The 13,434-nt window shown below is 53.6% G+C and carries 13 protein-coding genes; 5 read left to right on the top strand and 8 right to left on the bottom strand.

Annotation, left to right across the window (positions count from 1 at the left end):
* Positions 1–105: 105 nt before the first annotated feature.
* Positions 106–2,595 (top strand): translation initiation factor IF-2, encoded by a 2,490-nt coding sequence (gene infB / locus ABYT07_RS14025; RefSeq protein WP_372992605.1) that lies wholly within the window; start codon positions 106–108, stop codon positions 2,593–2,595.
* A 7-nt stretch (positions 2,596–2,602) separates the two neighbouring features.
* On the opposite strand, the gene ABYT07_RS14020 is transcribed toward infB, so the two are convergent.
* The 6 genes from ABYT07_RS14020 to ABYT07_RS13995 form a co-directional block, all read right to left on the bottom strand.
* Positions 2,603–3,400, bottom strand: coding sequence for a metallophosphoesterase (locus ABYT07_RS14020; protein ID WP_372992602.1), 798 nt, complete (start codon positions 3,398–3,400; stop codon positions 2,603–2,605).
* Complete coding sequence (locus ABYT07_RS14015) at positions 3,397–4,317, bottom strand: diacylglycerol kinase family protein (protein ID WP_372992600.1); 921 nt, start codon at positions 4,315–4,317, stop codon at positions 3,397–3,399. The genes ABYT07_RS14020 and ABYT07_RS14015 overlap by 4 nt, the downstream gene beginning before the upstream one ends.
* Before the next feature lie 67 nt (positions 4,318–4,384).
* Positions 4,385–4,525, bottom strand: coding sequence for a hypothetical protein (locus tag ABYT07_RS14010; RefSeq protein ID WP_372992598.1), 141 nt, complete (start codon positions 4,523–4,525; stop codon positions 4,385–4,387).
* 119 nt (positions 4,526–4,644) lie between these two features.
* Positions 4,645–5,043, bottom strand: a complete 399-nt coding sequence (locus tag ABYT07_RS14005) for a (deoxy)nucleoside triphosphate pyrophosphohydrolase (protein ID WP_372992595.1) — start codon at positions 5,041–5,043, stop codon at positions 4,645–4,647.
* A complete protein-coding gene (gene argJ, locus ABYT07_RS14000) occupies positions 5,040–6,266 on the bottom strand; it encodes a bifunctional glutamate N-acetyltransferase/amino-acid acetyltransferase ArgJ (protein ID WP_372992593.1) in 1,227 nt (408 codons plus the stop codon). Before argJ ends, ABYT07_RS14005 begins: the two co-directional genes overlap by 4 nt.
* Positions 6,267–6,269: 3 nt before the next feature.
* Complete coding sequence (locus tag ABYT07_RS13995) at positions 6,270–7,118, bottom strand: peptidylprolyl isomerase (RefSeq protein WP_372992591.1); 849 nt, start codon at positions 7,116–7,118, stop codon at positions 6,270–6,272.
* 175 nt (positions 7,119–7,293) lie between these two features.
* Between ABYT07_RS13995 and secA the strand changes: the two genes are divergently transcribed.
* The 3 genes from secA to ABYT07_RS13980 all read left to right on the top strand — a co-directional run bounded on the left by secA (position 7,294) and on the right by ABYT07_RS13980 (position 11,440).
* On the top strand, positions 7,294–9,975 hold the full coding sequence (gene secA, locus ABYT07_RS13990; RefSeq protein ID WP_372992588.1) for a preprotein translocase subunit SecA: 2,682 nt from the start codon (positions 7,294–7,296) through the stop codon (positions 9,973–9,975).
* A 430-nt stretch (positions 9,976–10,405) separates the two neighbouring features.
* A complete protein-coding gene (locus tag ABYT07_RS13985; RefSeq protein ID WP_372992586.1) occupies positions 10,406–11,068 on the top strand; it encodes a sugar transferase in 663 nt (220 codons plus the stop codon).
* 102 nt (positions 11,069–11,170) lie between these two features.
* Positions 11,171–11,440, top strand: coding sequence for a hypothetical protein (locus ABYT07_RS13980; RefSeq protein ID WP_372992584.1), 270 nt, complete (start codon positions 11,171–11,173; stop codon positions 11,438–11,440).
* Positions 11,441–11,457: 17 nt separating this feature from the next.
* Here the strand turns inward: ABYT07_RS13980 and ABYT07_RS13975 are convergent, their stop codons facing one another.
* Entirely contained in the window at positions 11,458–12,129 is a 672-nt protein-coding gene (locus tag ABYT07_RS13975; protein ID WP_372992582.1) for a sugar transferase, read from the bottom strand.
* A 93-nt stretch (positions 12,130–12,222) separates the two neighbouring features.
* Entirely contained in the window at positions 12,223–12,951 is a 729-nt protein-coding gene (locus ABYT07_RS13970) for a metallophosphoesterase (RefSeq protein ID WP_372992579.1), read from the bottom strand.
* A 139-nt stretch (positions 12,952–13,090) separates the two neighbouring features.
* Here ABYT07_RS13970 and ABYT07_RS13965 point away from each other — a divergent pair.
* On the top strand, positions 13,091–13,434 hold a 344-nt coding region (locus ABYT07_RS13965; protein WP_372992577.1), incomplete at its 3' end, for a YjbH domain-containing protein.

The raw sequence follows: 13,434 nt of genomic DNA, 5'->3' as shown, positions 1-13,434 counted from the left end.
GCCTCTGGTGGACTCACCTCTCGTGTTGTAGAGGAAGCCCAACGGCTAAGAGGCGTACGCATAAACGAGGGTGGCAACGGTCACCCGAAAGGATAGACGAGCTAGATGAGCGATAGTGACGGCAAAAAGACATTGGGCCTTCGTGGTGCGCCAGCGCGCCCGGGCAACGTAAAGCAAAGCTTTAGCCATGGACGTACCAAAAACGTCGTGGTCGAGACCAAGCGCAAGCGCGTTGTGGTGCCCAAACCTGTTGGCGTAAAGCCTACGGGTGGTAGCAATCCTTCGCTGGGGGATCCTAAGAAGCGTCCCGCAGGTATTACCGATTCCGAAATGGAACGCCGGCTGAAAGCGGTACAAGCCGCCCGTGCCCGTGAATCAGAAGAAGCGGAAGCCCGCGCTGCCGAAGAAAAGGCACGCGCTGAGGACCGCGAACGGCGTCGCGCCGAAATCGATGCCAAAGAGGCAGAAGAACGCGAGCGCGAAGAGAGCCTGAAGGCGAAAGCTGCAGAAGACGAACGGCGCAAGGCAGAAGCCGAAGCCGCCGCAGTTGCTGCCGCGGCCCCTGCTGCTGTTGAACAACCTTCTTCCGCCAAGATGCCCAACACCAAGGGCGGCGCACCTGCACCTGTGGTCCGCAAGAAAGAAGGCGACCGCGAGGAAACCAACAAGCGCAACAAAGCTGGCGACGACAGCCGCCGTTCCGGCAAGCTGACGCTAAACCAGGCTTTGACCGGCGGCGAAGGTGGCCGTCAGCGTTCCATGGCGCAGATGAAGCGCAAGCAGGAACGTCAGCGTCAAAAGGCGATGGGTGGTTCGGTTGAGCGCGAAAAGGTCGTGCGTAACGTGAACCTGCCCCCGGCGATTGTGGTTTCCGAGTTGGCAAACCGTATGGCCGAACGCGTTGGTGCTGTCGTAAAGGCGCTGATGAACAATGGCATGATGGTGACGCAGAACGAAACAATCGACGCGGATACAGCCGAGCTGATCATCGAAGAATTCGGCCATAAAGTGGTTCGGGTTTCGGATGCAGACGTCGAAGATGTCATCAAAGAAGAGATTGATAACCCGAAAGATCTGGTTACGCGTCCTCCGGTCATCACGATCATGGGACACGTCGACCACGGTAAGACATCGTTGCTGGATGCGATCCGCAAAGCCAAGGTTCAATCCGGCGAAGCGGGCGGTATCACGCAGCACATCGGTGCCTATCAGGTGACAACAGACAACGGCCAAGTGCTGAGTTTCCTCGATACACCTGGCCACGCGGCGTTTACGTCGATGCGGTCACGCGGTGCTCAGGTAACTGACATTGTTGTTCTGGTGGTCGCGGCGGATGACGCTGTTATGCCCCAAACGATCGAAGCGATTAACCACGCAAAAGCGGCCAACGTGCCGATGATCGTGGCAATCAACAAGATCGATAAATACGAAGCGAACCCAGACAAGGTCCGTACGGATCTACTGCAACATTCGGTTATCGTTGAAAAAATGTCCGGTGATGTGCAGGACGTTGAAGTGTCTGCGACCACAGGGCAGGGCCTTGATGAATTGCTCGAAGCGATTTCGCTACAAGCTGAACTGCTTGAACTGAAAGCAAACCCTGATCGCGCTGCCGTTGGTGCCGTGATCGAGGCGCAGCTTGATGTTGGTCGCGGTCCGGTTGCGACTGTTCTGATCCAGAATGGTACGCTGCGCCAAGGCGATATCTTTGTTGTCGGTGAGCAATACGGTAAGGTCCGTGCGCTGATCAATGATCAGGGTGAACGCATCAAGGAAGCAGGCCCATCTGTTCCGGTCGAGGTTCTTGGCCTGAACGGGACACCTGCTGCTGGTGATGTTCTGAACGTGACAAGCACCGAAGCGCAGGCACGCGAAATCGCGGAATACCGCGCCAATGCTGCCAAGGACAAACGTGCCGCTGCCGGTGCTGCGACCACGCTGGAACAGCTGATGGCGAACGCCAAAGCTGATGAAACAGTGTCGGAACTGCCACTGCTGATCAAAGCTGACGTTCAAGGTTCAGCCGAAGCGATTCTTCAGGCGATGGAAAAAATCGGCAATGACGAAGTTCGTGTACGGGTTCTGCATTCGGGTGTTGGTGCCATCACCGACACTGACGTCGGTCTGGCCGAAGCGTCGAACGCACCGATTATCGGTTTCAACGTCCGTGCCAATGCGTCGGCCCGTGCCACCGCCAACCAAAAGGGTGTCGAGATCCGATATTACTCGGTCATCTATGACATGGTTGACGATGTAAAAGCGGCTGCAAGTGGCCTGCTTAGCAACGAAATCCGCGAACATTTCATCGGCTATGCGTCGATCAAAGAGGTGTTCAAGGTTACCGGTGTTGGCAAAGTCGCTGGTTGTCTGGTCACCGAAGGCAAGGCAAGCCGCGCCGCTGGCGTGCGTCTGCTGCGCGACGATGTTGTGATCCACGAGGGTACGCTGAAGACACTAAAGCGCTTCAAAGACGAAGTGTCCGAAGTGCCGTCAGGTCAGGAATGTGGTATGGCCTTCGAGAACTACGAAGACATCCGCGCAGGCGATGTGATCGAAATTTTCACCCGCGAAGAAGTTGTTCGTACGCTGGACTGATCAAAGCCTATTCGAAAATCGTATCAGAAGCCCGGTTGAATTGCCGGGCTTCTGTCGTTTCGAACCACTGCGTTTCTTCGTTGTAGCTAAGCCTCTCAATGGCGATTCGATCCCCCGAAATATCAATAACATTGAAATCATTCGGTTCGCCGCGCACGCGCGAAGACAGGCTGGTGCCGGCGTGCAACTGCACAGCCGTCGTTGTACCGGATTCGATGGTGAAATTGCCTGCGTGCCACGTATGTAAATGCCCCGACAGAATGAGATTTGCGCCGCAAGACAGCAGTCTCGACAATGCGGCTTCGGCACCGGGAATCGGCTTTTTGTTCGTTTCTGCTGGATGCTCAAGGGGGTGATGCACAACAAGAACGCGGGCTTTGCTGGCCGGCGCACCATCCATTGCGTCGCAGGCGTGATTGATGCGTTTCGCCGTCAGCCGGCCCGTTTGCCAAGAAAACCGGTCGACGGAATTTATGCCGACGACGATCATCTCGTCGTTTTCAAAGTTGGGCGTTAGATCCTGATCGATCCATTTTCTGTACGACCGCCACGGCCAGAAAAAACGCCGAAACGGGCGGTGTAATGAAACATCGTGGTTCCCGGGAACGGATAAAACCTTCGCGCTAATCCGGTCAATAAAGTCACGCGCTTCCTTGAACTGCCCTTCGCGCGCGCGTTGCGTCAGATCGCCTGATATCACCACAAGGTCAGGCGAAACGTCGTTAACGCATGCAATCAGCGGCTCTAGCAAATCAGGCCGGTCTTTTCCAAAATGAAGATCAGATAAATGAATTACTCTGCTCATCGAACACCACCTTCCAAATCCGAAGGTACGATCAAGTTCAGCGCCTTCTGCCTCATCCGGAGCTTGAAAGGACCCTTCATTTTTGCCAGTTCACCGTCGCGGGCCACGGGGCGCGTGCGGCGTGACATTTCAATGTCGATTTCTGTGCCGCAATGCATTTCGTAATCGGTCTTTTGCTTGGCGACGCCCAGCAAAAGGGTTGCTGCATGTTTCAACAATCCCCACCGGTTCGTGTCCGGTGCGACCAGCAGCACCATGCCCCCATCTGCGATGCAGTCTTCGCCGCTTAGGCACATTTCTTTTAACTGAAACGCATTGCTGATGGCAAAGATCAGTGGGGTCCGATGTTTGGTCGACGTGCCGTCGACCCTTACCGTCAACTTAAGCGGGGCACGCAGGGTCGCCAATGCTTTGACGACCGACCAATAGGCTGCAATCCTACTCCGGCCCCACCGCTCATAAATCCCCTCACGGGTTTGCAAGATCGCGGGATAAGCACCGATGCTGGTATTGTTCAGAAACACCTTGTCGTTGATAACGGCAATATTGGTTTGCCTGATTTCGCCAGCGGCAATGACATCAACTGCGTCTTCCACCAACTCGGGAAGGTTCAGGGACCTGGCGAAATAGTTAAACGTGCCAGCCGGGATTATACCCATCTGATTATCAAACCCCAACAGCCCAGCCGCGACGCCGCAGATGGTACCATCACCGCCTGATGCAATGATCGTCGCGTCCGGTGATGCGGCCGCAGCTGATGAAGCTATTTCTTCTAGGTCATTACCAGGTTCAAATTCGATGAATTCAACGGAAATACCATGAAAACCAAAGCGTTCGGTTATCTTTGTTTTTCTATCTTGGCCATCTTTACGACCCGAACCTTTGTTCAGGATTACAACGACACGTCCGGGTTTCATTTGGGTACCACCTATATCACTCGTGACAAACGCCCCGTGACATAGAAAAGTTCAAAAAACCTGACGTTTATGCGTTGTTTTTGCGGGTGATAGGCTTGCCAGTGTACACGGCATCATCAACCTGAACCGAGATGTAGCCATTCGGCAATTCGCGGACAAAGATGCCTTGGACCGACACGGTTGTTCCCACTGTAATTGTACGCAACATTCGAATTCCCCCCAGAATCTAACTATTGAAACCAGTATAGGTTGTGCTTTTACACTGTCTAGCAACAAAAATAAGAAAGCGTTAAATTTGGACGAATTTTTGCAACAATAAAACCCTGCCTACAACCAGTCCCGTAGAATTGGGATCAACGGAATGTCGGCGGCGGGCATAGGGTAATCTTTTAACGCAGTAGGCCGCACCCATTTTAAGGTCTGCCCTTCCTTGGCATGCGGCGTGCCGCCCCACTTGCGACAGGCAAAAAGCGGCATCAACAGGTGAAAGTCATCGTATGCGTGGCTCGCAAACGTCAACGGCGCAAGGCAGGACGTCCATGTATCGATCCCCAGTTCCTCGTGCAATTCGCGCACCAGTGCCGCCTCGGGCGTTTCACCCTGTTCGACCTTGCCGCCGGGAAATTCCCATAGGCCTGCCATGGATTTTCCGGGCGGGCGCTGTGCCAGCAGCACGCGCCCGTCCACGTCGATCAAGGCGACAGCCGAGACCAACACCATTTTCATGAACGGTAGTCCGCGTTGATTTCGATATAACCATGGGTCAGATCACAGGTCCAAACCGTGGCTCTGCCATCACCAAGGCCGAGATCAACGCCGATGACGATGTTCTGCCCTTTCATATGGGCAGCGGCCGCCGTTTCAGAATAGTTGGGGCTGCGCCAGCCATCTTTGGCCACTTCGATATCGCCAAAACGGATCGAAAGGCGGTCCCGATCCGCTGCAGCGCCGGATTTACCAATCGCCATGACGACACGACCCCAGTTGGGGTCTTCACCAGCGATGGCTGTTTTGATCAGAGGGGAATTCGCAATCGCCATGCCGTGCGTTTTGGCATCGGCGTCAGAGGCAGCGCCGGTCACTGCGATCTCGACGAATTTTGTGGCACCTTCACCGTCCTGAACCACCTGATGCGCGAGATCCAACATCAGATCGTGCAGCGCCGTGGAAAAAGCATCGCTGTCGCTGGCATCCACGCCTGAAGCGCCTGTGGCCGCCAGGATCAAGCTGTCGGATGTTGACGTATCGCTGTCGACGGTAATGCAGTTGAACGTAGTGTCAGTATGGCTGGATAACATAGTCTGCAAAGCGGGCTGGCTAACCGCTGCATCAGTAAAGATGTAAACCAGCATCGTTGCCATATCCGGCGCGATCATGCCGGAGCCTTTGGCGATCCCTGCGATTTTGACTGTTTTACCGCCAATCGTAACTTCGGCTTTGGCCCCCTTGGGAAAGGTGTCGGTTGTCATGATCGCCTTGGCAGCGTCGCTTATGCCGTTGGCAGTCAGCTTGGCTTGCAGATCAGACAACACTGCCGTTACGCGGTCGTGGGGCAGGGGTTCGCCAATAACACCCGTCGACGACGTGAATACCCGCGATTGCGGAACGCTGCACGCATCGGCGACAGCGGCGGTAATTGCCTCGACTGCCGCAACGCCACCTTTGCCGGTGAATGCATTGGCGTTGCCGGAGTTTACCAAAATCGCAGCACCTGCATCAGAGGCCCCGCCAATCTTGGCCTGGCAATCCAGCACGGGGGCCGCACGGGTTGCAGATCGGGTAAACGCGCCAGCGATGGTCGAACCGGGTGCCAGTTCTGCAAGCATAACGTCGGTGCGGCCTTGGTATTTTACACCGGCCGCGATGGTGGCGAAACGCACACCATCAATGATCGGCAGGTCGGGAAACTGCGCTGGCGCAAGTGGAGATACGGCGAGAGCTTTTCCCATTTTTTACTCCAACAGGCCAAGGTTGGTCAAAACCGTCGGATCAATCGCATCGGCTGCGGACCGGTCCACATCGGCGGCATCGGTCATGTCGGTGATCATTTCCTGCGCTTTGACCTGACGGATCTGCAGTTCAAGCTCTTCCTTCACGGACTCCATCGCTGGTGCATCTTTATTGCGTTTGTCGTCCAGCTTGATGATATGCCAGCCGAATTGTGTTTCGACGGGCATCGACACGGCACCGACCTCAAGACCTTGAACCGCTGTCTCGAACGCTGGGACCATCATGCCGGGGCCGAACCAACCCAACGATCCACCACCGGGGCCGGATGGACCTGTCGATTTTACCTTGGCGGTTTCTGCGAAATCCGCACCACCGTCGACTTCAGCTTTCACGGCAAGCGCGTCTTCTTCGGTTTCTACCAGAATATGCGAGGCATTATATTCCTCGGTCGGTTCGGCTGATCCGTATTCTTCCTCGTAGGCAGATGCCAGATCTTGGGCTGAAATATCTGCTGCCATTGCCTTTTCAATCACCTCGCCCGCGATCAGCTGTCGGCGTTCGTTCTCAAGCGACAGGGCGACGCGGGCAGGCACATCACCTTCAAAAGACTGTTCAAGCGCTGTTTGCTGGACCAGTTGATCCAGAATGCCTTTGAACAATACTTCGGGGGGCAATTGCTGATACTGCTCGGGCAGAGTCGCGCGGGCGATGATCATGTGGCCAACAGTGATTTCTGTACCATTTACGGTGGCAACGACTGTATCCGCTTTAACCTCTTCCTGTGCCATGGCCGGCAGGGAAAGCGAGGCGGCGACCATGAAGGGTGCCAAGAAAGTGAGGGATTTTTGCATTTATCTGTCCTAGGTTAGGCTGCCACTGTGGGCTGCAACATTGACACGGTTTGGTACGCCCCTTACATCGCCCTATGGGCGCGGGCTTGGCGCGGGTTCAGTCTTGTATCTAGGGGCTGTCCGGCGGCTCGGCAAGCAGATCGCGCCTCAGATCATAACTTCGGCAGGAGATTGCATGCTGGGCTTCGGAACACTCGCCAAAAAAGTCTTTGGGACACCCAACGACCGTAAAATCAAGGCGACGCGCCCGCTGGTTGAAAAGATCAACGCGCTGGAAGATGAATTTCTTGCTTTGACGGACGAAGGTCTGATCGAGAAAACAAAAGAGATGCGCAAGCGTGCGCTGGATGGCGAAAGTCTTGATGACCTTTTGCCAGAAGCTTTTGCGAACTGTCGCGAAGGCGCGCGCCGTACCTTGGGCTTGCGTGCTTTTGATACCCAGTTGATGTCGGCAATTTTCCTGCATCAGGGTAATATCTCAGAACAAAAGACCGGCGAAGGCAAAACGCTTACCGCCACGCTTGCTGCGTATCTGAATGCCCTGACGGGCAAAGGCGTGCATATCGTCACCGTGAACGAATATCTTGTGCAACGTGACGCCGACTGGATGGGCAAGGTGTTTGCGTCCTTGGGTCTGACCACCGGCGCTGCTGTGTCCGGCATGACCGAAGACGCCAAACGCGCCGCTTATGATTGCGATGTGACATACGCCACCAATAACGAGCTGGGTTTCGATTATCTGCGCGATAACATGAAATCCGAGCTAAGCCAGATTTTCCAAAAGCATCACAACTTTGCCATCGTAGACGAAGTTGACAGCATTCTGATCGACGAAGCCCGTACGCCGCTGATTATCTCGGGTCCGTCGCAGGATCGGTCCGACATGTACAAGATCATCGACGAAGTGATCCCGCTGTTGCAGGACGACCATTACGAGATGGACGAGAAAACCCGCAATGTGACGTTGACGGACGAAGGTAACGAATTCCTCGAGATTGACCTGCATGAACGCGGTCTGCTCGAGGAAGGTCAGACCATGTATGATCCCGAAAGCACCACAATCGTGCACCACGTGAATCAGGGTTTGCGGGCGCACAAACTGTTCCAGCGCGACAAAGACTATATCGTGCGTGACGGCGAAGTGATGTTGATCGACGAATTTACCGGTCGGATGATGGCTGGTCGCCGCATGTCTGACGGGCTGCACCAAGCGATCGAAGCCAAAGAAAACGTCGAGATTAAGCCCGAGAACACGACGCTCGCGTCGGTCACATTCCAGAACTATTTCCGGCTGTATGACAAGCTGGCGGGGATGACGGGTACCGCTGAAACCGAAGCCGAAGAATTCATGGAAATCTACGGGCTTGGTGTGATCATTGTTCCAACCAACGTGCCGGTGGCGCGCGTGGATGAAGACGACCAGGTTTACCGTTCCGCGCTTGAGAAATATCAGGCAATGATCGAAAAGGTGAAAGAGGCAAATGCCAAGGGGCAGCCTGCGCTGGTTGGCACCACCTCGATCGAGAAATCCGAAATGCTTAGCAAAATGCTGACCGAAGCGGGCATCAAGCATAATGTATTGAACGCACGTCAACACGAGCAGGAAGCGCAGATTGTTGCTGACGCGGGCAAGCTGGGGGCCGTGACGATTGCGACCAACATGGCGGGCCGTGGTACCGACATTCAGCTGGGCGGCAACGTCGAGTTGAAAGTTCTCGAGGCGCTTGATGCGGATCCGGATGCAGACCCCGTTGCGATCCGTACCAAGATCGAGGCGGAGCATGCCGACGAAAAAGCGAAAGTAATTGAGGCAGGCGGCTTGTACGTTCTGGCATCCGAACGCCACGAAAGCCGCAGGATTGACAACCAGTTGCGCGGCCGTTCGGGCCGTCAAGGTGACCCGGGCCGGTCGTCCTTTTACCTGTCATTGGAAGACGATTTGATGCGGATTTTCGGGTCCGAGCGGTTGGAAAAGGTACTGACCACGCTCGGCCTGAAAGAAGGCGAAGCAATCATTCACCCTTGGGTCAACAAGTCACTTGAGCGCGCGCAAGCCAAAGTCGAAGGCCGTAACTTTGACATCCGCAAGCAACTGCTGAAGTTCGATGATGTGATGAACGATCAACGCAAGGTCGTCTTTCGTCAGCGTCGTGACATTATGGAATCGGCCGATTTGTCTGAAATCACGTCGGATATGCGCGAACAGGTTATAGACGATCTGATTGACGAATATATGCCGCCGAAAACCTATGCGGATCAGTGGGACGGTGCAGGCTTTCAGGCCGCTGTGCTGAGCCAGTTGAACCTTGATGCGCCGGTCGCTGCATGGTGTGATGAAGAAGGTGTTGATGACGAAGTGATCCGTGAGCGCCTTATCGAGGCGACAGAGGCGGCGATGGCGCAGAAGGCCGAACAATTCGGCCCCGAAAATATGCGCAACATCGAAAAGCAGGTTCTGTTGCAGGCAATTGACGGCAAGTGGCGGGATCATTTGCTGACGCTTGAACATTTGCGGTCAGTCGTCGGATTCAGGGGGTATGCCCAGCGCGACCCGTTGAATGAATATAAGAACGAATCATTTCAACTGTTTGAAACGATGCTGGACAGCTTGCGGACGGACGTGACGCAAAAGCTGTGTCAGATTCGACCGATGACAGAAGACGAGCAACGCCAGATGGTAGAACAGATGCAGGCGGCTCAAGCGAATACGCAAAGTGCAGCTGTTGTCGAACCTGAAGCAACGCCCGAAGGATTTGACGAGAACGACCAAAGCAGTTGGGGTAATCCGTCAAGGAATGATGAGTGCCCTTGCGGGTCCGGCAAGAAGTTCAAGCATTGCCATGGGCAGGTGGCGTAGCTTTAACCTGTGCATAACGCACCCAAGAAGCGCTTTGTGAGCCATGCAAAGCGCTTCTTGGTTAAGGCCTGATTCGCCATAGATGCCAGAAAAATCGTCAAGGTTGTGCCTTGTTTTCAGCAGTACTCATGAATTAACTCTTTATTATGACTCAGCCCGCTATCACAGCTACAGTTTGATGTTACGCGGGAATTGACTGTTTTTATGGGAGTTTGACGACCCTTTTGACTAGCTGCGTTTGCAAAGGGTCAGTTTGCTTGCCTCTTAAATAGGCGGAACTGCGCAGAGTAAGCTAAAAAAGCAGTCAGTTGTGTTGCTTGGATATTAGCGAACTGTTAACCAGAGAGAATTACGCGATTAAGGTTTTTTTAAGAATTTCGGAATTCTCTATGGGGGACGGTTTGTGAAAGTAGATAAGCCAGGATCATTTATGATCCCACCGCTGGTTAACACATCTTCTTCGGGTGAAGGCTTCGGTAATAACCAAATTGGGAATCAAGCAAACATGCTTGGCTACGTCGTTGCTAAGAAGTTATTTGATTTAGTTTTATCAGTCATGCTTTTACCGGTTTTCCTTACGGGATGCCTGATTCTAGCTGCAGCCAATCCGTTCCTGAACCGCGGTCCAATGTTTTTTGTGCAAAAGCGCATGGGACGTGATTGTAAGCCATTCATGGCGATAAAGTTTAGATCTATGACCTGTGTGGCCGAGGTTACCAGAGGTGCTGATGATCCGCTGGAAGTGAACAGAATAACGCCATTGGGTGGTTTTTTGCGTAAAAGCCGTCTCGACGAGATTCCGCAAATCATTAATGTATTGCGTGGCGAGATGAGCTTGATTGGCCCGCGTCCTGACTGCTACGAGCATGCAGAAACCTACATTGAATCTATTCCCGGTTATCGCGAACGCCATGCTGCGTTGCCTGGTATCAGTGGCTTGGCTCAGACAGAGGTGGGCTATGTTCAAGGTATTGATGCAACACGTTTGAAGGTTGCTGCAGACTTGGATTATATCAACCGCCAAAGCTTTCGCCTTGATACTTGGATTTTGTGGCGCACGCTGAAGATCGTAGCGGGAAGAGGTGGGGCCTAAGGCCTCGTTTCGAAAGATATATTACCTGAGCATCGGTCGTATCGTTAGTTCTTGGTAAACACTCGTGAAGGATTGTTCATTGTCCCTAGAACGGAGAATGACATGCCAATTTTTGACAACTTCCAAGACTACAACGTCGGGCTTACTGGCCCTATTTGTGGTGGATTTGATATATCCCCCGACGATGACAGCGATCTCGTGCAAGTTACCCGAGCCTTTATGGTTTCCGGCGCTGGTGACGTGTCTGTCGTTTTGAAAAGCGGAGCAACACTCAATCTGCCTGGATTGACTTCGGGTGTTCTATATCCTTTCAGGGTGTGCAAAATACGTGCGACAGGAACAACTGCAACGGGCATAGTGGGCTTGGTTTAGGGGCATGCGGACAAGTATTATCGTCCTGTTAGCCTGAATAAAGCAGGCAATGTTTTTCCCAAAATGGCCAAATCACCGACAAACGAGATTGTTTGAACGTATTGCTTGTCCAATGCGACCCGCCGGACATAACACCCACTTTGACGGTCTGTAATCTGCCAAAGGCCAGTTATACCGGGGGGAATGGACAGGTAATGATGAAGATCTTCGCCATAATGCCGCAGTTCTACCCGTGTCACTGGTCTTGGGCCGACCAGTGACATATCACCTTTGATGACATTCCAGATCTGCGGGAGCTCGTCCAGACTGCTGCGTCTTAGAGCCCTGCCAAGCGGCATGATCCGAGGATCATCAGCAAGTTTCTGGCTTTTTGACCATTCCGCTTCCGCCTCTGGCCGACGATGAAAAAGTTTGATCAATGCGTCGTCTGCGTCAGCGATCATGGTCCGAATTTTCCAGCACCTAAATGCTTTGCCGTTTTTCCCAACGCGCGCATGGGCAAAAAAACCAGTTGGACCAGTCATCATCGCAAGCAGCCACAGAACAAGGATCGCTGGAACGACGACTGGCAGGAGCGCAAAGCAGATCACCAGGTCGAATATCCGTTTTCCCCGGCGCGCATACAGTCCACGCGCCCGGGTTAGACGCCCCGGTCCCATTCTTTTCGCGGAATAGTCCAGAAACGCCATCCAAAGACCTTTTACTCACATTCACACAAACTGCGTGCCGTGATTAAAGCCGATCGAGCGCTAAATTTAGGTTAAGGATATGACTTTCGGCGGTCACGCGTACGTGAAGCTGACATCACCGTTCATGATCGTTGCAGCAGTCAGGTTTCCAGTCGCATATGCGCCTGTGTCAATGGATATGACACCCCGGTTCATAACAGGTGTATCGACGATCGTATGACCATGTACGATCCACATACCATCAGCACGGGGTACCCGCCCAAAGTCTTTATGACCCCATAAAAGCGTACGGTTTTCCTGGTCTTCGATTGACACCATAGGGTCTGCGCCGGCATGGACAAAGGCCACGTTTCCCGAGGTCCAGAACTTGGGAAGATTTGCAACCCAATTCAAAAGATCTTCGCCCATCGCGCTGAAAAGTTTGTCCCGTGCGCGCTCAAGATCGGGTCCTGTGGATGTTTGCGAAACCCCAGAAACGCCAAAGCTCGCCAGCGTTTGAAGCCCACCATGACGCAGCCACCGTTCACCTTTTTCCACAGGATTATCGATAAATTGCAGCATCATGTCTTCATGATTTCCCATCAAGCTTATGACGTCGGGAAGATCAGCAAGGGTCCTCAAAACATCGGCGCTTTGCTCGCCGCGATCAACCATGTCTCCTAGACAGATGACTTGTGTTGACGCGCTTGCCGCCGCAAATTTGCTAAGTAGATCAAAGCGCCCGTGAATGTCCCCGATTGCGATGACATTCCCCTCTGGTTGCAGTGGGTCAAATTGAACTTCTGGTACTACTTCGGGGCGTTTCCACCATTTACGGAACATCAAACCGCCTAACATTGTTGTGTTGCAAAACTGGCGCAACGATCTTGTAAATATACCAAAAGATCTATTGCAAAGTTAAGTCTTTCAGCGAAATCTGTATTGTCCCCGCATTGAGCACAAGTAGTAAAAAGGTCCGAAAATGCAAGGGCGCACGAGAAAAATAGCGTCGGTTCTGGCCGTCGCCGGGGTTGGCGCACTGAGTGGGCCGCAGAGCTCTGCGCAATCCTTGTCAACATATGGCACGCCAGGTCTGATCGAAATGCCGACAGCCGAGGTGCTGAACGACGGTGAATTCGGTTTTACCGCCAGCGTTGTCGGGCCTTCCTACCGGTACACGTCAGTGTTTCAGGTGTTCCCGCGGGTTTATGGAACCTTTCGGTATTCGATCGTTTCAGGGCTTAGCGCTGGTGGCCCGAACGACGGTAACCTTTATGACCGCAGCTTTGACCTGCACTACCAGATTTCTGACGAGAGCGGATATCG

Source organism: Sulfitobacter sp. (assembly GCF_041552635.1).
Classification (GTDB): domain Bacteria; phylum Pseudomonadota; class Alphaproteobacteria; order Rhodobacterales; family Rhodobacteraceae; genus Sulfitobacter.
This window is presented reverse-complemented; position numbering and strand designations above follow the sequence as displayed.